The following is a 17,953-nucleotide window of genomic DNA, read 5'->3' on the forward strand; positions in this document are numbered from 1 at the left end:
CTCGCGACGTTTTCACGGCGCCTGCCTAAACGTCTGTTGATTTCTGCCGGTCTGGCGCTTGGTCTGTTGGCCAGCGCGCATGCCGCCATCGATACCTTCGAGTTCGCCAATGAGGCCGAGCGCCAGCGTTATCGCAATCTGGTCGAAGAGCTGCGTTGCCCGAAGTGCCAGAACCAGAACATCGCCGATTCCGATGCGCCGATCGCCATGGACCTGCGCAACGAGATCTACCGCTTGCTCGAAGCGGGCAAGAGTAACGACGAGATCATCGATTTCCTGGTCTCGCGCTATGGCGACTTCGTGCTCTACAAGCCACCGCTGACCAGCCGCACGCTGCTGCTTTGGTATGGCCCGGCCGGCCTGCTGGTACTGGGGTTCGGCGTGCTTGGAGTGATCGTTCTGCGTCGCCGCAGCGAGCAGAAGAATCGCCCAGCCGCTGGCCTCTCCGCCGATGAGCAGGCGCGCCTCGCCGCGTTGCTCGAACAAGCCTCTCAGGACAAGAAAGACCGATGATCGATTTCTGGTTGCCCGCCGGGCTGCTGTTGCTGACTGCACTGGCGTTTCTGCTGATTCCGGTTCTGCGTATTCGCAAGCTGCAGGCCGAAGAAGACCGTACCGCACTCAACGTCACCCTCTATCAGGAGCGCCTGCAGGAGCTGGAAAACCAGCGTCAGGCCGGCGTACTCGATGAAGCGCAGATGGAGGCCGGCCGCGCCGAAGCGGCGCGCGAGCTGCTCGATGACACCGAAGGCGTGCAGCGCCGCAGCAGCGTGCTTGGCGGCAAGATTCCGTTGGTCTCGGCGCTGCTGGTACCCGTGCTGGGCGTGGCTCTGTACCTGCATTGGGGCGCCATCGATCAGGTCGAGCAGACTCGCCAGCTGGCCGCTGCGCAGCCGCAGAGCATCGAGGAAATGACTGCGCGTCTGGAGCAGACTGTCCAGCAGCAGCCAGACTCCGCCGAGGCCTGGTACTTCCTCGGCCGTACCTACATGGCGCAGGAGCGTGCTGGCGATGCCGCCAAGGCGTTCGAGCGTGCCGTGGAGATTGCCGGGCGAGCCCCGGAACTGCTCGGCCAGTGGGCGCAGGCGCTGTACTTCGCTGAAGGCAAGCAGTGGAGCGAGCAGATGCAGACGCTCACCGACGAAGCGCTGAAGGCCGACCCGCAAGAGGTCACCAGCCTGGGCCTGCTTGGTATCGCCGCTTATGAAAACCAGCGCTATGCTGATGCCGTGCGTTACTGGGAGCGCCTGGTCGCCGTGCTGCCGGAGCAGGACCCGTCGCGCGCGGCTATCGCCGGTGGTATCGAGCGCGCCCGTCAGCAGATGGGCGAGGGCGAGCAGCCCAGTGCGGCAGCAGCGCCGAGTGCCAAGGTGCATGCGTTGGAGGTCAGCGTGTCGCTGTCGCCCGAGGTGCAGCAGAACGTGCAGCCGGGCGATGCCGTATTCGTCTTCGCCCGAGCACTCAGTGGCCCGCCGATGCCGCTGGCAGTCAAACGCCTGAAGGTCTCCGACCTGCCGGTGCAGATCAGCCTTTCCGATGTGGATGCGATGATGCCCGAACTGAAGATTTCCCGATTCGACCAGGTGCAACTGGTGGCACGTGTATCCCGTGCGGGTAACGCCACCCAGGGCGAATGGACCGGCCAGACTGGCCCGGTCGCCAACACCGCCCGTGACGTTCAGGCGCTGCTGATCGACAGCCGCGACGGGCAGACCCAGTGAAGCGTCTGGTGCTGGCCTGCGCACTCGGGCTCGGCCTGAGTGGCTGCGTACTGCAGCAACCGAGCGCGCCGGTGGGTGACTTGCCACCGGTACAGCAGCCATCGCACCCGCGCTATGCGCCGCCGCCTGGGGTGAAGAGCCACTGGAATCCGGGACTGGGCGTCTATGTAGTCGAAGGCGCACGTGATCTGTACTACCGCGAGCGCATCTTCTACCGCTGGGACGGCGGCTGGAGCTGGTCTTCGCAAGCCGGCGGGCCGTGGAAGGAAACCGACAGCTCTGGCATTCCGCCGGGGTTGTTTCGTCAGTATCAGAACCGCTGATCGCGTAGGGCGGGTGAAACCTGCAAATCGACCTGGCAGGTCGCACTCACCTTACAACCGCATATGAAAACGGCGCCCGAAGGCGCCGTTTTCGTTGGTTGTGATCCGTGCTCAATGCGCCCAGATCATGCCCACCAGCAGATAGCAGATCAGCGTCACCAGCACCACGCCGAACAGGTTGAGGACGAAACCCGCCTTGATCATCGACTGTATCTTCATATGCCCGGTGCCGAACACGATGGCATTGGGCGGCGTCGCCACTGGCATCATGAAGGCGCAACTGGCAGCGATGGCGGCAGGAATCGCCAGCAGCTCGGCCGGCATGCCCTGCGAGACGGCCAATGCCCCCAGCAGCGGCAGGAAGGCTGCTGCGGTGGCAGTGTTGGAGGTGACTTCGGTGAGGAAGATGATCACCAGCACCACCACGCCGATCATCGCGATCACCGGCAGGGCGCCCAGCGCCCCCAGGCTCTGTGCGATCCATTCGGCCAGGCCGGTGCTGCGAATCACGCCCGCCAGCGACAGGCCGCCGCCGAACAGCAGCAGCACGCCCCAGGGCAGTTTGCTGGCGCTTTCCCAGTTCATCAGGAACACGCGCTGTTTGACGTCCACCGGAATCATGAACAGCGCCAGCGCCGCAGCAATGGCGATGCTGGTGTCGTTGACGCCGGGCACCCAGCCGGAGATCAGCGGCTGGAATACCCAGGCCAGCGCGGTAGTGACAAACACCAGCGCCACCAGCTTCTCGCCACGGCTCAGTGGTCCGAGTTCGGCCAGCTCGCTACGGATCAGTTGCGTGCTGTCATGACCGGCCAGGTTGAAACCACCACGGGTCAGCCACCACCAGATGAACGCTAGCATGATCACGGCTACTGGCACGCCGAGCAGCATCCACTGGCCGAAGCCGATCTGTACGTCATAGTTGTCGGCGAGGAAGGCGGCCAGCAAGGCATTCGGTGGGGTACCGATCAGCGTGGCGATGCCACCGACACTGGCGGCGTAGGCAATCGCCAGCAGCAAGGCAGTGGCGAAGCGCTCACGATCGGCTTCGCCGGTGCTCTTCTCGCTGGTGAGCATGCCGATTACCGAAAGGCCGATAGGCAGCATCATGATGGTGGTGGCAGTGTTGCTCACCCACATGCTGAGAAAGGCCGTGGCCATCATGAAACCAGCGATCTGCCGGCTCGGCTTGCTGCCCATGGCCAGCAGCGTCATCAGTGCGATGCGCTTGTGCAGGTTCCAGCGCTCCATGGCCAGGCCCAGGACGAAACCACCGAGGAACAGGTAGATGGTCGGGTTGGCGTAGGGCGCGGTGGCGGCATTGAGACTGTCGATGCCCAGCGCCGGGATCAACAGGATCGGCAGCAGCGAAGTGGCCGGGATCGGAATGGCTTCGGTCGACCACCAGGTGGCCATCAGCAGGGTCAGGCCGATGGTGGCCCAGGCGGTGCTGGAGAGGCCGGCTGGCGGCTCGGTGACCAGGCAGACGAGCAGTAGCAAGGGGCCCAGAATCAGACCAATCCAGGCAGCCTTGGCAGGTGCGGTGGATTCATTGGTGGTAACGGCCATGGCGCGCTTCCTTTAGCTAAAAAGTCGGGCTTTATAGCCCACAGGGCGACTTTATGACCACGCGCTGGCCAATCGGTTTTGCTTCAGTCTGTTTCAGGTGTGTTTTGCGTCGACGCTGACGGCTCGACCGGTCTGCTGAACAGCGGTCCACCGCAGCGGCTACAGAAGGCCGCGCTGTACTCGTGACGGTTCTTGCGACAATGCGGGCAGTCATGCTCTATCAGCCCGTCCTGGCGCATGGCGTTGGCCAGTTCGGCGGTGAAAATACCGGTAGGCACGGCGATGATCGAGTAGCCGGTGATCATCACCAGCGTAGCGAGCATCTGGCCTACGGGAGTTTGCGGAGTGATGTCGCCGAAACCTACGGTGGTCAGCGTCACCACCGCCCAGTAGATACCAGTAGGAATGCTGGTGAAGCCATTGGCTGGGCCTTCGATGACGTACATCAGCGCGCCATACACGGTGACCAGGGTCGAGACGCACACCAGAAACACCACGATCTTCTGCTTGCTGCCGCGCAGCGCTACCAGCAGGAAGTTGGCTTGGGTCAGGTACTGGCGCAGCTTGAGCACACGGAAGATACGGATCATGCGGATGACGCGGACGATCATCAGGTACTGCGCATCGGCGAACACCAACGCCAGGATCGCAGGCAGCACTGCGAGCAGATCCACCAGGCCGAAGAAACTGAAGGCATAGCGCATCGGCTTGGGCGAGCTGTACAGGCGCAAGCCGTACTCGATGGCGAACAGCGCGGTGAAAAACCACTCCAGCGCGCCGAACACAGCAGCGTGCTGGTTGTGGAAGTGCTCGATGCTGTCGAGCATCACCACCACCAGGCTGGCAAGGATGGTCACCAGCAGCCAGTTGTCGAAGCGCTGAGCGGCCGGCGTGCTGGTTTCGAAGATGATGATGTAGAGGCGTTGGCGCCAGCTCTGCCGGTTTTCCATGGCAAGGTCCAAATCAAGCGAAAGGGCACAGCCTAGGCAGGAAGGCGGAGTAAGGGCAAGGCCGTAGTTGTGCTTGCTGCTCTGTTCTCAATCCCCTTCCAGCGAAGACTCCTCCCGCGGATCACTCAGCACGAAGGTTTCACCTATGGCCGCTGTAATCCGCGCGGTGCCCAGATTGAGTAGCTGCCACTGCCATTCACCGTAACGGGTGCTCAAGATTCCATGGGCATGGCAGGGGCCGTGGAGGTACCAGGCGTGCTCCTGGCTGTGGGTGATGAGGAGGTCGTGACGCAGGAAATCGGCGACCAATGCTTCGCTGACCTTGAAGCTATGGCAGTTGTCTTGCGCCGGGCCGAGTCCATCTGCGATCACCACGATATCGCTGACCGGGCCAATCAGGCTCGGGTTTGACTCTGCGCAGGTCGTAGCGGTTGCCAGTAGCAAGCTGAGGCCGAGAGTTCGTCTGTCCATGTTCCGCGCGCTCCCTTTGCGGTCGGTTGCGCGATTCTAGAACGTCGGGGTGCTGTCCTTGACTGCCTTTTGCCAACTTTGTGCACCGGCCCTGATCAGCCAGCAGGCGAGGATGAAGGGCATGGTCAGGGCAGGTAGGCCCAGGGCGCTGAAACCGGGCTGCAGCAGGCCGAGCAGGATGCCGTAATAGCCATACAGGCCGATGGCGATATCGGCGGGCGGGTAGCCGCGGCGTTGCGCGAGTAGCATCGAGGTCAGGCCGCCGAGCAGGGCGCCGGGCAGCAGGTCAGGGGCGCCGATGAGGATGGCGATCAGCACCAGCAGGCCGCAGCCGGGGTGCTGTTGCAGGAAGATCTGGGAGAAGCCATTGAGCAGGGCGCGCAGGCTTTGCAGGGCAGGGTGTGAGGTTATTAGTCGAGGCATGTTGTCTGTGCCAAGAGAGCCTTCTCCCCCAGCCCCTCTCCCGCAAGCGGGAGAGGGGAGCCGTCCGTGTCGCTTGGAGGAGGTACGTAGGGTGTGCCGTGCGCACCGCCAACGAGACGCAAGGTGCGCATGGACTAGGCGGCCCCGCGACACCCTACGAATCAATACAACGCGCAGCCCGTACGAAATCCGGGGCACAGGGTCAGAGCATTCCCCGGATTTAATCCGAGCTACGGAGCTGTGTAGGGCGCCCCGTGCGCACCTTTTATTCGTGCGTACGGCTTTCGGTGCGCATGGCGCACCCTACAGGAGCAGCTCGGCTCAATGCAGCGTTTCGATCCTCAGGCTGTTGGTGCTGCCGGGTTGGCCGAAGGGTTCACCGGCGGTGATCACCACGGTTTCGCCACGTTGGGCCATGCCCTGGGCCTGGGCGATTTCCAGCGCTGTGCTGGTGACTTCCTCGACCTTGCGCAGGCGTTCGTTGACCACTGAATAGATGCCCCAGGCCACGGTCAGGCGCCGCGCCGTGGTCAGGCTCGGCGTGAGGCTCAGGATTGGCGCCTTGGGCCGCTCGCGCGAGGCGCGCAGGCTGCTGGCACCGGACTCGGTGTAGTTAACCAATGCGGCGACCGGCAGGATCGAGCTTATACGGCGGATGGCGCAGCTGATGGCGTCGCTGGCGGTGGCCTCGGCCTGCGGACGGCCGACGTCGAGCTGGCTCTGGTAGTCCGGGCCGTTTTCCACCTGGCGGATGATCTTGCTCATCATCTGCACGGTTTCCAGCGGATAGTCGCCGGAGGCGGTTTCGGCCGACAGCATTACCGCATCGGCGCCTTCGGCCACGGCGTTGGCCACGTCGGTGACTTCGGCGCGGGTCGGCGCCGGGGAGAAACGCATGGATTCGAGCATCTGCGTAGCCACGACCACCGGGCGGCCCAGTTGGCGGCAGGTGCGCACGATGTCTTTCTGGATACGCGGCACGTTCTCTGCCGGTACTTCCACGCCCAGGTCACCGCGCGCCACCATGATGGCGTCGCACAGCTTGGCGATTTCCTCCAGGTGGATCAACGCCGACGGCTTCTCGATCTTGGCCATGAGGAAGGCCTTGCCGCCGATCAGTTCGCGGGCTTCGACGATGTCCTCGGGGCGCTGCACGAAGGACAGCGCGACCCAGTCCACACCCAGCTCCAGGCCGAAGGTCAGGTCGCGGCGGTCTTTCTCGGTCAGCGGCGACAGCTGCAGCACGGCCTCGGGTACGTTGACGCCCTTGCGGTCGGACAGTTCGCCACCGGCGATCACTTCGGTGATCACGGCATCATTCTGCTTGGCAGTCACTTTCAGGCGCAGGCGGCCGTCGTCCAGCAGCAGGCTCATGCCCGGTTGCAGGGCCTCGATGATTTCCGGGTGGGGCAGGTTGACCCGCTTTGCGTCACCGGGCGTCTTGTCCAGATCCAGGCGCAGGCTCTGGCCGTTGACCAGTTGCACCTTGCCTTCGGCAAAGCGGCCGACGCGCAGCTTCGGCCCCTGCAGGTCCATGAGGATGCCGATGGGCTGGTTCAGCTCGCGCTCCACTTCGCGCACCCACTGGTGGCGCTGGGCGTGATCGGCGTGTTCGCCGTGGCTGAAGTTGAGGCGAAACAGGTTGACCCCGGCTTCCACCAGTTGGCGGATGTGTGCGGCATCGCGGATGGCCGGGCCGAGGGTGGCGAGGATTTTCACTTTCTTGTCGGGAGTCATCTGGCAGACCTTGGTCATGAGTTTTGTTGATGGCGTTGCGGAGTAGGGCGGGTGCAACCCGCCACCAACGCTTTGGCGGGTTGCACCCGCCCTACAGGGAGGAGCCCGGTGGTTCTGCACCTGCAGTTTCCAAGGTTGCGAGGATCAGAATGGCGCGGAAATCGTTGACGTTGGTACGGGTCGGGCCGGTGACGATCAGCTCGTCGAGGGCGGCGAAGTAGCCATAGCCGTTGTTGTCGTCCAGCTCGTCGCGGGCGCTCAGGCCCTTGATGCCGGCGCGGGCGTAGCTGTAGGGCGTCATGATGGCGCCGGCGTTGTCTTCGGAGCCGTCGATGCCGTCGGTATCACCGGCCAGCGCGTAGACGCCGGGCAGGCCCTTGAGGCTGTCGGTCAGGCTCAGGAGGAATTCGGCGTTGCGCCCGCCACGGCCGTTACCGCGCACGGTGACCGTGGTTTCGCCGCCGGAGAGGATTACGCAGGGCGGTTTGATCGGCTGGCCGTGCAGCTGCACCTGGCGGGCGATGCCGGCATGCACCTTGGCCACGTCGCGCGACTCGCCTTCCAGGTCGCCGAGGATCAGCACCGGGAAACCGGCGGCTTCAGCCTTGGCCGCGGCGGCGTCGAGCGACTGCTGCGGGGTGGCGATCAATTGGAAGTGGCTACGAGCGAGTACCGGATCGCCGGGCTTGACCGTTTCCGAGCGTGGGTCCTGCAGCCAGCTGCGTACGTTGGCCGGGATGTCGATGGCGTAGCGGGCAAGAATCGCCAGGGCTTCGGCCGAGGTGGTCGGGTCGCCCACGGTGGGGCCGGAGGCAATCACCGTGGCTTCGTCGCCGGGCACGTCGGAGATGGCGTAGGTGTACACGGTGGCCGGCCAGCAAGCCTTGGCCAGACGACCGCCCTTGATCGCCGAGAGGTGCTTGCGTACGCAGTTCATCTCGCCGATGGTGGCGCCGGATTTGAGCAGGGCCTTGTTGATCGCCTGCTTGTCTTTGAGGCTGATGCCCTCGGCCGGTAGCGCCAGCAGCGAGGAGCCACCACCGGAGAGAAGGAAGATCACGCGGTCGTCTTCGCTGAGGTTCGACACCAGCTCCAGCACGCGACGCGCGACACGCTCGCTGGCATCGTCCGGCACCGGGTGTGCGGCTTCGACCACTTCGATTTTCTTGCAGTCAGCGCCGTGCTCGTAGCGGGTCACCACCAGGCCGCTGACCTCGCCTTGCCATTCCTGCTCGATCACCTCGGCCATTGCCGCTGCGGCCTTGCCGGCGCCAATGACGATGACGCGGCCACTGCGGTCGGCGGGCAGATGATCGGCCAGCACCTGGCGCGGATGTGCGGCAGTGATGGCGGTAGCGAATAGGTCGCGCAGCAGGCGTTGCGGGTCGAAGGTCATGGCGATGTTCTCTTGTTCTGGGGGTGACGCTGGATGATCGTTCCCGCGTCCGCGTGGTAACGCCTGGGGAGTGGAATCGACCGACCTGGCAATCGGGTGGTGACACCTCCTGCCAGGAAGGTCGAAAGGGTGGGCCAGAAGCAAAGCCCCTCTCCCTAACCCTCTCCCATAAATGGGAGAGGGGACTGGTTTGGCGTACGCCGAAAATCGGTATAACGCCGAGCTGCTTGTCTCCCCTCTCCCGCATGCGGGAGAGGGGCAGGGGAGAGGGCGCTCTTTTACTCGCCGCGGATATTGAAGTTGGCCATATGCTCCAGACCCTTGATCAGGCCGGAATGGTCCCAACCGCTGCCGCCGAGGGCCGCGCAGGTGCTGAACACTTGCTGGGCGTTGGCGGTGTTGGGCAGGTTCAGGCCCAGTTCGCGAGCGCCGGACAGCGCCAGGTTGAGGTCCTTCTGGTGCAGGCTGATGCGGAAGCCCGGATCGAAGGTGCCCTTGATCATGCGCTCGCCGTGTACTTCGAGGATTTTCGAGCCGGCGAAGCCCCCCATCAGCGCTTCACGCACCTTGGCTGGATCGGCGCCGTTCTTGGCGGCGAACAGCAGAGCTTCGGCCACTGCCTGGATGTTCAGCGCGACGATGATCTGGTTGGCCACCTTGGCGGTCTGGCCGTCGCCGTTGCCGCCGACGCGGGTGATGTTCTTGCCCATGGCCTGGAACAGCGGCAGGGCGCGTTCGAAGGCATTCGGGCAGCCACCGACCATGATCGACAGGGTCGCGGCCTTGGCACCAACTTCACCACCGGACACCGGGGCGTCCAGGTAGGTGGCGCCGGTGGCCTTGATCTTCTCGGCGAAGGTCTTGGTCGCGGTGGGGGAGATCGAGCTCATGTCGATCACTACCTTGCCGGCGCCAACGCCCGCAGCAACGCCATCGGCGCGGAACAGCACGTCTTCGACCTGCGGGGTGTCGGGCACCATGACGATGATGAATTCGGCTTCCTGGGCGACTTCCTTCGGGTTGGCCAGGGCGATGCCGTTGTCGCCAACCAGGTCGGCCGGGGCCTTGTCGAAGTGCTCGGAGAAGAACAGGGTGTGGCCGCCTTTCTGCAGGTTCTGCGCCATGGGTTTGCCCATGATGCCGGTGCCGATGAATCCGATTTTAGCCATGAGAGATTGCTCCTGAAGAGTGGGGCTCAGATTGCGTTGTGTGCTTTCATCCAGCCGAGGCCGGCAGCGGTGGTGGTTGCCGGCTTGTATTCACAGCCGATCCAGCCCTGGTAGCCGATGCGATCCAGGTGCTCGAAGAGGAAGCGGTAGTTGATCTCGCCAGTGCCCGGCTCGTTGCGGCCCGGGTTATCGGCCAGCTGCACGTGGTTGATGGCGGCCAGGTTGCTTTCAACCGTACGGGCCAGGTCACCTTCCATGATCTGCATGTGGTAGATGTCGTACTGCAGATACAGGTTGGTGCTGCCGACCTTGTCGCGGATGTCCAGCGCCTGCTTGGTGTTGTTCAGGTAGAAGCCAGGGATGTCGTGAGTGTTGATGGCTTCCATGACCAGGCGAATGCCGGCGCCAGCCAGCTTGTCAGCGGCGTAGCGCAGGTTGTCGACGAAGGTCTTCTCGACGGTGGCGCAGTCCACGCCCTGCGGGCGGATGCCGGCCAGGCAGTTGATCTGCTTGTTGCCCAGCACCTTGGCGTAGGCGATGGCCTTGTTGACGCCAGCGCGAAATTCCTCGACGCGGTCCGGGTGGCAGGCGATGCCGCGCTCACCCTTGCCCCAGTCGCCGGCGGGCAGGTTGAACAGCACCTGTTCCAGCTTGTTGGCATCCAGGCGGGCCTTGATCTCTTCTACCGCGAAGTCATAGGGGAAGAGGTATTCCACGCCGCTGAAACCGGCTTCGGCGGCAGCGGCGAAACGGTCCAGAAAGTCCACTTCGGTGAACAGCATGGATAGGTTGGCAGCAAAACGGGGCATGGTTGGCTCCTTGTCGTGGTGCAATTTCGTAGGGTGCGCCGTGCGCACCTGGTGGTACGCGCTCATATGGCGGTGCGCGTGGCGCACCCTACTGATCAGTCGAGCAGCGAGATGGCGGTCGGGGCGTCGACGCCGCGCTCGGCCAGTTCCTCGAACTCGTTGATGGCGTTGATCTCGGTGCCCATGGAGATGTTGGTGACACGCTCCAGGATGATCTCCACCACCACCGGTACGCGGTGCTCGGCCATCAGGCGCTTGGCTTCGGCGAAGGCGTTCTGCAGCTCGTTCGGGTCGAACACGCGGATCGCCTTGCAGCCCAGACCCTCGACTACCGCGACGTGGTCGACGCCGTAACCGTTGAGCTCCGGCGCGTTGATGTTCTCGAACGCCAGTTGCACGCAGTAATCGATGTCGAAGCTGCGCTGCGCCTGACGGATCAGACCCAGGTAGGAGTTGTTCACCAGCACGTGGATGTAGGGCAGGTTGAACTGCGCACCGACGGCCAGCTCCTCGATCATGAACTGGAAGTCATAGTCGCCAGACAGTGCCACGACCTGACGCTGCGGGTCGGCCTTGACCACACCCAGGGCTGCCGGAATGGTCCAGCCCAGCGGACCGGCCTGGCCGCAGTTGATCCAGTGACGCGGCTTGTACACGTGCAGGAACTGAGCACCGGCGATCTGCGACAGACCGATGGTGCTGACGTAGCAAGTGTCCTTGCCGAAGGCTTCGTTCATCTCTTCGTAAACGCGCTGCGGTTTGGCCGGCACGTTGTCGAAGTGGGTCTTGCGCTGCAGGGTACGCTTGCGCTCGCGGCAGGACTCGACCCAGGCACTGCGATCTTTCAGCTTGCCGGCGGCTTTCCACTCGCGGGCTACTTCGAGGAAGGCGTCCAGTGCTTTGCCTGCGTCGGAGGCGATGCCCAGATCCGGGTTGAACACACGGCCAATCTGCGTCGGTTCGATGTCGACGTGGATGAACTTGCGGCCTTCGGTGTAGACGTCGACTGAACCGGTGTGGCGGTTAGCCCAGCGGTTGCCGATGCCGAATACCAGGTCAGAAGCGAGCAGGGTAGCGTTGCCGTAACGGTGCGAGGTCTGCAGACCGACCATGCCGACCATCAGCTTGTGATCGTCAGGGATCGCGCCCCAGCCCATCAGCGTCGGCACTACCGGCACGCCGGTCAATTCGGCGAATTCGACCAGTTTGTCCGCCGCATCGGCATTGAAGATACCGCCACCAGCGACCAGCAGCGGGCGCTCGGCCTCGTTGAGCATGGCGATGGCTTTCTCGGCCTGGACGCGGCTGGTGCTCGGCTTGGCCACCGGCAGCGGCTCGTAGGCGTCGATGTCGAATTCGATCTCGGCCATCTGTACGTCGAACGGCAGGTCGATCAGCACCGGGCCAGGACGGCCACTGCGCATTTCATGGAACGCACGCTGGAAGGCGCGCGGCACTTGGCCGGGCTCCATCGCGGTGGTGGCCCACTTGGTCACCGGACCGACGATGCTGGTGATGTCGACTGCCTGGAAATCTTCCTTGTGCATACGGGCACGCGGCGCCTGGCCGGTGATGCACAGAATCGGGATGGAGTCGGCTGAGGCCGAGTACAGGCCGGTGACCATATCAGTGCCGGCAGGGCCGGAGGTGCCGATGCACACGCCGATATTGCCGGCATTGGTGCGGGTATAACCCTCGGCCATGTGCGAAGCGCCTTCGACGTGACGGGCCAGGACGTGATCGATGCCACCGAGTTTCTTCAGTGCGGCATACAGGGGGTTGATGGCAGCGCCGGGGACGCCGAACGCGATATCAACGCCTTCGCGACGCATCACCAGTACGGCTGCCTCGATTGCTCTCATTCTGGCCATGACCATTCCTCTCGAATCGGTTGTTTTTTGTTGAGGGAGAGGATGACCGCTGGGCGAAAGAGGGGGAATTGATGGATACTTCAGTTCTGTCGATATCTGGAGTATCGAATGGACCGTCATACCCTTATCCGTAGTTTCGTTCTGGTTGCCGACAACGGCAGCTTCGCTTCGGCCGCCCTCAGTGAGGGCGTGACGCCCGTGGTGATGGGGCGGCGGCTGGATGCGCTGGAGCAACACCTGGGCGTCAAGCTGATGCACCGCTCCACGCGCGGGCTGCAATTGACCGACCTGGGCGAGCAGTACCTGGAGCGTGCCCGCAACCTGCTCAAGGAGTTCGACGAGGCCGACGCCAGCGTTGCGCGTGGTGGCAAGTCGGTGCGCGGGCATCTGGTGGTGTCCGCGCCGGCGGCGTTCGGTCGACGCCATATCGCGCCCCATGCACCGGCGTTCCTGGCGCAATACCCAGACCTCAAGCTGTCGTTCAACTTTACCGACAGCGTGGTGGATCTGGTGCGTCAGGGCTACGACATGGGCATTCGTATCGGTGAGGTCACCGACCCCAACTACGTGGCGCTCAAGCTGTTTCCCAATCGCCGAGTGGTCTGTGGCGCGCCCAGTTACTTCGAGCTGCATGGCGTGCCGCGCAGCCTCGAAGACCTGGCGCTGCACAACTGCCTGGCGTTCAACCTGCAGGGCGGTCAGCAGCGCGGTTGGACCTTCCTGCGTGACGGCCGACAGGTGGCGGTGAAGGTGGCTGGCAACCTCGACTGCAACGATGGCGAGCTGCTCTATAGCTGGGTCAAGCAGGGGCTGGGGATCGGCTGGCGCTCCACCTGGGAGATCCAGGCCGAGCTGAAAGCGGGCGAGTTGGTGACGGTGCTCGACGAGTACGCTCTGCCAGCCTACGACATCCAGGCGGTGTTCCCGCAGCAGCGTTATCTGCCGGCCAAGGTGCGTTTCTTCATTGATTATCTGAAAGGCATCTACAACACGCCGGGCTACTGGGAAGCCCGTCATGGGTGAGGAGTATTCGATACTTTAATTGAGTTATTTGATTTTATTTGTTGTGCACATAAATTGTTTTAATTGTGTTCGATTGTTGTAATCGGTTCCTCCTTCGGCTATTTCATAGGGCGTTTCTGATGCCGCGCACTTGTGTGTGGATGCCCGTATCTGCAGTTTTGGAGATTGCCTCTGTGAGTAGCCTTAACCTGAATGTCGCTTTGAACATCACTCTCAATGCCCTGGCCGTGGGGCGGGAGATAAAGGCGGCGCCGCTGACAGTGGCGGTGTTGGATGCCGGTGGACACTTGATCAGCCTGCAGCGCGAGGACGGCGCCAGCCTGCTGCGCCCGCAGATCGCCATTGGCAAGGCCTGGGGTGCATTGGCCCTGGGCAAGGGCTCGCGGCTGATCGCTGCCGACGCGCAGCAACGTCCGGCGTTCATCGGTGCGGTCGACAACCTGGCGCAGGGCAGCCTGATCCCGGCACCGGGCGGGGTTCTGATTCGTGACGAGCGCGGCGAGGTGATTGGTGCCGTCGGTATCACCGGCGACGCCTCGGATATCGATGAGCAGTGTGCGGTGAGTGCGCTGGAGTCGCTGGGTCTGCAGGCGGATGCAGGGGTATAGGGTTCAAGAGCAGCCGCAGGGCTGACCGGATCGCCGGCCGCTGGTAGCGACGCGAACAGTCATCCATTGCAACGGCGTACTGCTGCGCGAGTACGCCCTACGGGATGTGGTCTGAAGGCCGAAGCTGGGCGTGATATCTCAGTGCAGGCGTTGGGCGGACTCAGCGAGCGCCAGCGAGCAGTCCGCCTTTACCTGGAATGGCGTACGGCGCTCGAGCGCTCGGCGTATAACGCCCTACGGTGACGGATGTCGGGAAACCCTACAATGGACAGCCACTTAGGCGCTGGTCACCAACTCGGATGCCTTCGATGGCATCGGGCTGACGTCGCAGCCTTTGAGCACCAGGCGAATGATGGTCTGCGCGGCGGCTTCGTAGTCGGCATCGTCCAGGCTGGCCTTGCCGGTGACGGTGGATATCTGCCAGTCGAAATCGGCGTAGGTCTGGGTCGCCGCCCAGATGCTGAACAGCAGGTGGTGCGGGTCGACCTGCGCCATCTGTCGTTGATCGATCCAGCGCTGGATGCAGGCAATATTGTGCTTGGCCTGGGCGTTGAGCTGTTCGGTCTGTTCCGGTGACAGGTGTGGCGCACCGTGCATGATCTCGCTGGCGAATACCTTGGAGGCGTGAGGTAGTTCGCGGGAGATACGGATCTTCGAGCGGATGTAGGCGGTCAGCACTTCGCTCGGATGGCCCGGCTGGTTGAAGGGGGCAGAGGCGGCCAGCAGTGGCTCGATGATGCTTTCCAGGACCTCGCGGTAGAGGTTTTCCTTGGACTTGAAGTAGTAGTAGACGTTGGGTTTGGGCAGGCCTGCCTTGGCCGCAATGTCACTGGTCTTGGTGGCGGCGAAGCCCTTGTCGGCGAACTCCTCGCTGGCTGCGCGCAGGATGAGCTCTTTGTTACGCTCGCGGATGCTGGTCATAAGGCCCTGTGATTTGCTCTGCCGCCGGGCGGCGGTCGGGCATGGTAGCACCGGCTTTGCGCGAGGCTCAAGGCAGCGGCCACGGGCTGCTCAGCGCTTAACTGACTCCGTGGTCAAATTTCTGTATACAAGAAATCGCTTTTCTGTTTCTATCGCGCACAGCGTTATCCATGACATAAAAGTCTCGGCTCGTGACGCTGCAGGAGACCTACCGTGAACACCCATCAGCTCGTCGATCCCTTCGGTCGGCGCATCACCTATCTGCGTTTGTCGGTGACCGATCGCTGCGATTTTCGCTGCACCTACTGCATGAGCGAAGATATGCAGTTCGCGCCGCGCGCGCAGATTCTCAGTCTGGAAGAACTCTACGCCGTGGCCGATGCCTTCATCGGGCTGGGCGTGCGGCGTATCCGCATCACTGGTGGCGAGCCGCTGGTGCGCAAGAACCTGCTGAGCCTGCTGCAGCGCCTGGGTGAGCGTGTCGAGCTGGATGACCTGGCGATCACCACCAATGGCTCGCAACTGGCAGAGATGGCTGCACCGTTGCGCGCGGCTGGCGTTCGGCGCCTGAATATCAGCCTGGATTCCCTGCAGCGCGAACGCTTTGCCGCCTTTACCCGGCGCGACAAGCTCGATCAGGTGCTGGCTGGTATCGAGGCAGCACGCGCGGCCGGCTTCGAGCGGATCAAGCTCAACAGCGTGGTGCAGAGCGGGCGCAATGACGACGAGGTGCTGGATCTGGTCGAGTTCGCCATCGAGCGCGGCCTGGACATCAGCTTCATCGAGGAAATGCCGCTGGGCAGCGTGGTCAGCCACAGCCGCGAGCAAACCTTCTGCTCCAGCGACGAGGTGCGTCAGCGCATCGAACAGCGGCATGCGCTGGTGCGCAGCAGCAAGGTTACCGGTGGCCCATCGCGCTACTGGCAGGTGCTCGGTACGCAGACCCAGGTAGGGTTCATCTCGCCACATAGCCACAACTTCTGCGGCGACTGCAACCGTGTGCGGGTCACCGCCGAGGGCAAGTTGGTGCTCTGCCTTGGCCATGACAACGCGCTGGATCTCAAGCGCCTGTTGCGGGCACATCCGGGTGACGGCGAGCGCCTGCGCCAGGCGTTGATCGAGGCGCTGCGGCTCAAACCCGAGCGGCACCATTTCGCCACCGACGAGCAGGTGCAGGTGGTGCGCTTCATGAGCATGACCGGCGGTTAGTGTCGCGATACGAATAATCTGTTGCCTATGGGCCGAGACCGCCACATCAATTACAGCAGGCTGCACAGTCCTTGTAGGAGCCGCGCCCCGCGGCGAATGGGCCGGTTCAGGCGACTGAAAAGCTTCGCCCCGAGGCGGGGCTCCTACTCAGGCCTGCGCCTGAGCGACATCTTATGCCTGACGCGACACTAAGCCCTCACCGCAATCTCAAAACAACAATAAGGAGGCTCTCAATGCAGCCCGTACGACTGTGCCTGTTTTCCACCATTCTGCTGACGCCCGCTGCCCTGGCGCACCTACGTGGTTGGCGTCGAGGACCTGCCATTCGCCCCGCACTACTGCCTCGATGGCGAAGGTCAGTACCGTGGCTTCGCTCATGAGGTGCTGGATGCCTTCGCCGTCGATAGCGGGGTTAGCCTGAGCTACAAGGCGTTGCCGGTGGATCAGTTGTTGCCGGCCCTGCAGCGCGGCGAGATCTCCCCAGGTAAGAACGCACTCCTTCTCTGCACAACCGCCGGATCTACGCCACTTAGCCTTGATCACCAGAGCTTTGCGGTTTCTTGCCCGCTCGCCCTGCTCCATAGCGCCTTCTATCCGGTTCTGGTTCATCGGCTCGCAGATTACGCTCCACGCTTCCTCCCCACGCTCGGTCACCCTCACGCAGTTGCGCTTCAATTCGTTCGCTGTGATCAACTTACGGCGGGACTTGCACCCGCAGGAGTGCGCCCATGCTGGGCGCACAAGAAAAAGGGGGAAGGGCGCGAGCGCCATCCCCCTTTTACCCGGCCGCCGTCCCTACCCGATGTCGGCCAAGTTCGTTGCGACAGCGGTCAGAAGTGATACTTGACCAGTGCCTGCACGGCGGTCTGGTCAAAACGATCGTCCGACCCATCCACCGGTTTCACGCCGTACTTGGCGCGCCACATGTTGATTTCGGTGCCCACGTAAAGCTGACGCTCTTTGCCGAACAGGGCCTTGCCCGCATCCCACTTGACCTGGATCGAGGAGCCGACCGAGGTCTGGGTGCCGGCGTCGCGAGACGGCGAGCGCCAGTCGACGAAGCCGTCGACGAGGAAGTCCTGCTCGCCGAGGCTGAACGGGTAGGCCGCGCTGACGGTCAGCTGGGTCGCGTAGCCGTTGCTATTGCTGTCGGCGAAGAAGGTGTGGTTGTTGATCTTCACCTGATACAGGTTGGTCTTGAAGTAGGTGAAGCCGGGTACTTCCCAGTCCAGGCCAATACCGTAGAGGTAGTTCTCGGGGCCAGGGCCACCGTTGCCTTTCTCATAGGTGAAGGCAGCGAAGACGTCCTTGATCGGACCGGCGGCCAGCTTCTGTCCGGTCAGCCAGCTCAGGCTGACGCGCGGGGAGAACTCCATGTAGTAGAAGGAATCCTTGTCGTGCTGACGGAAGCTGCCGTTGTCGAAGCTGCCGCGCGTCTGCACGTTGTCTGCGCGGATGTAGTCGAGAAAGTAGAAGATGTCGCCCCAGGCCCAGCCGCTGGCGTGCTCGAAGGTGAAGGTGGTCTGGGTGCGCTGTTCTTCGCCGTTGAAGTTCATGCGCTGGAAGTTCTCGCCGTACAGGTAGGACAGGCTGTTGTCCTGCCAGTAGAGCAGGTCGCCAGCGAGTGCTTGCTGGCCGGAGAACAATCCGGCTGACAGGGCGAGGCAGTGGGGCAGATGCTTGAGTTTCATCGGTTTTCCTTATTGTTGGCGTGCAAGCGTGCGTCTCCCGGCAGCGTGCCGCCGGGAGTTGG

The 17,953-nt window shown here is 63.1% G+C and carries 17 protein-coding genes and 1 pseudogene; 6 read left to right on the forward strand and 12 right to left on the reverse strand.

What is annotated here, in order from left to right:
- The first annotated feature begins 21 nt into the window (after positions 1 to 21).
- The 3 genes from AAEQ75_RS16825 to AAEQ75_RS16835 are packed head-to-tail and all read left to right on the forward strand — an operon-like array spanning position 22 to position 2,044.
- On the forward strand, positions 22 to 513 hold the full coding sequence (locus AAEQ75_RS16825) for a cytochrome c-type biogenesis protein (RefSeq protein ID WP_430523467.1): 492 nt from the start codon (positions 22 to 24) through the stop codon (positions 511 to 513).
- Positions 510 to 1,721 (forward strand): c-type cytochrome biogenesis protein CcmI, encoded by a 1,212-nt coding sequence (ccmI, locus tag AAEQ75_RS16830; RefSeq protein WP_343349808.1) that lies wholly within the window; start codon positions 510 to 512, stop codon positions 1,719 to 1,721. The genes AAEQ75_RS16825 and ccmI overlap by 4 nt, the downstream gene beginning before the upstream one ends.
- Positions 1,718 to 2,044 carry a hypothetical protein gene (locus AAEQ75_RS16835; RefSeq protein WP_143506641.1) on the forward strand — a complete coding sequence of 109 codons (327 nt, stop codon included), beginning with the start codon at positions 1,718 to 1,720 and terminating at the stop codon, positions 2,042 to 2,044. The genes ccmI and AAEQ75_RS16835 overlap by 4 nt, the downstream gene beginning before the upstream one ends.
- A 111-nt stretch (positions 2,045 to 2,155) precedes the next feature.
- On the opposite strand, the gene AAEQ75_RS16840 is transcribed toward AAEQ75_RS16835, so the two are convergent.
- From AAEQ75_RS16840 to gcl, 9 genes and pseudogenes are all read right to left on the reverse strand, one after another.
- A complete protein-coding gene (locus AAEQ75_RS16840) occupies positions 2,156 to 3,613 on the reverse strand; it encodes an SLC13 family permease (RefSeq protein WP_343349809.1) in 1,458 nt (485 codons plus the stop codon).
- Positions 3,614 to 3,696: 83 nt separating this feature from the next.
- The gene (locus AAEQ75_RS16845) at positions 3,697 to 4,563 is read right to left on the reverse strand and encodes an ion transporter (RefSeq protein WP_343349810.1); all 867 of its coding nucleotides are present in this window, start codon (positions 4,561 to 4,563) and stop codon (positions 3,697 to 3,699) included.
- An 87-nt stretch (positions 4,564 to 4,650) separates the two neighbouring features.
- On the reverse strand, positions 4,651 to 5,034 hold the full coding sequence (locus AAEQ75_RS16850) for a hypothetical protein (RefSeq protein ID WP_343349811.1): 384 nt from the start codon (positions 5,032 to 5,034) through the stop codon (positions 4,651 to 4,653).
- Between the two features lie 102 nt (positions 5,035 to 5,136).
- Positions 5,137 to 5,457: pseudogene (locus AAEQ75_RS16855) on the reverse strand (urea transporter); the annotation flags it as partial.
- A 321-nt stretch (positions 5,458 to 5,778) separates the two neighbouring features.
- The gene (gene pyk / locus AAEQ75_RS16860) at positions 5,779 to 7,194 is read right to left on the reverse strand and encodes a pyruvate kinase (protein WP_343352414.1); all 1,416 of its coding nucleotides are present in this window, start codon (positions 7,192 to 7,194) and stop codon (positions 5,779 to 5,781) included.
- A 91-nt stretch (positions 7,195 to 7,285) separates the two neighbouring features.
- A complete protein-coding gene (locus tag AAEQ75_RS16865) occupies positions 7,286 to 8,590 on the reverse strand; it encodes a glycerate kinase type-2 family protein (protein WP_343349813.1) in 1,305 nt (434 codons plus the stop codon).
- 278 nt (positions 8,591 to 8,868) lie between these two features.
- Positions 8,869 to 9,759, reverse strand: a complete 891-nt coding sequence (locus AAEQ75_RS16870) for a 2-hydroxy-3-oxopropionate reductase (protein WP_343349815.1) — start codon at positions 9,757 to 9,759, stop codon at positions 8,869 to 8,871.
- Positions 9,760 to 9,785: 26 nt separating this feature from the next.
- Positions 9,786 to 10,568, reverse strand: a complete 783-nt coding sequence (hyi, locus tag AAEQ75_RS16875; RefSeq protein ID WP_343349817.1) for a hydroxypyruvate isomerase — start codon at positions 10,566 to 10,568, stop codon at positions 9,786 to 9,788.
- 95 nt (positions 10,569 to 10,663) lie between these two features.
- Positions 10,664 to 12,439, reverse strand: coding sequence for a glyoxylate carboligase (gcl, locus tag AAEQ75_RS16880; protein ID WP_343349818.1), 1,776 nt, complete (start codon positions 12,437 to 12,439; stop codon positions 10,664 to 10,666).
- Between the two features lie 108 nt (positions 12,440 to 12,547).
- Between gcl and AAEQ75_RS16885 the strand changes: the two genes are divergently transcribed.
- Entirely contained in the window at positions 12,548 to 13,462 is a 915-nt protein-coding gene (locus AAEQ75_RS16885; protein ID WP_343349819.1) for a LysR family transcriptional regulator, read from the forward strand.
- A 173-nt stretch (positions 13,463 to 13,635) separates the two neighbouring features.
- Positions 13,636 to 14,070, forward strand: a complete 435-nt coding sequence (locus tag AAEQ75_RS16890) for a GlcG/HbpS family heme-binding protein (protein ID WP_343349820.1) — start codon at positions 13,636 to 13,638, stop codon at positions 14,068 to 14,070.
- A 276-nt stretch (positions 14,071 to 14,346) separates the two neighbouring features.
- Here the strand turns inward: AAEQ75_RS16890 and AAEQ75_RS16895 are convergent, their stop codons facing one another.
- Complete coding sequence (locus AAEQ75_RS16895) at positions 14,347 to 14,991, reverse strand: TetR/AcrR family transcriptional regulator (RefSeq protein WP_017679203.1); 645 nt, start codon at positions 14,989 to 14,991, stop codon at positions 14,347 to 14,349.
- A gap of 213 nt (positions 14,992 to 15,204) precedes the next feature.
- Between AAEQ75_RS16895 and moaA the strand changes: the two genes are divergently transcribed.
- The gene (moaA, locus tag AAEQ75_RS16900; RefSeq protein ID WP_343349821.1) at positions 15,205 to 16,200 is read left to right on the forward strand and encodes a GTP 3',8-cyclase MoaA; all 996 of its coding nucleotides are present in this window, start codon (positions 15,205 to 15,207) and stop codon (positions 16,198 to 16,200) included.
- Between the two features lie 207 nt (positions 16,201 to 16,407).
- Here the strand turns inward: moaA and AAEQ75_RS16905 are convergent, their stop codons facing one another.
- Entirely contained in the window at positions 16,408 to 16,875 is a 468-nt protein-coding gene (locus tag AAEQ75_RS16905; protein WP_343349822.1) for a hypothetical protein, read from the reverse strand.
- A 155-nt stretch (positions 16,876 to 17,030) separates the two neighbouring features.
- Positions 17,031 to 17,891, reverse strand: a complete 861-nt coding sequence (locus AAEQ75_RS16910) for an outer membrane protein OmpK (protein ID WP_343349823.1) — start codon at positions 17,889 to 17,891, stop codon at positions 17,031 to 17,033.
- Between the last annotated feature and the right edge of the window lie 62 nt (positions 17,892 to 17,953).

The organism is Pseudomonas sediminis (assembly GCF_039555755.1).
GTDB lineage: Bacteria > Pseudomonadota > Gammaproteobacteria > Pseudomonadales > Pseudomonadaceae > Aquipseudomonas > Aquipseudomonas mendocina_D.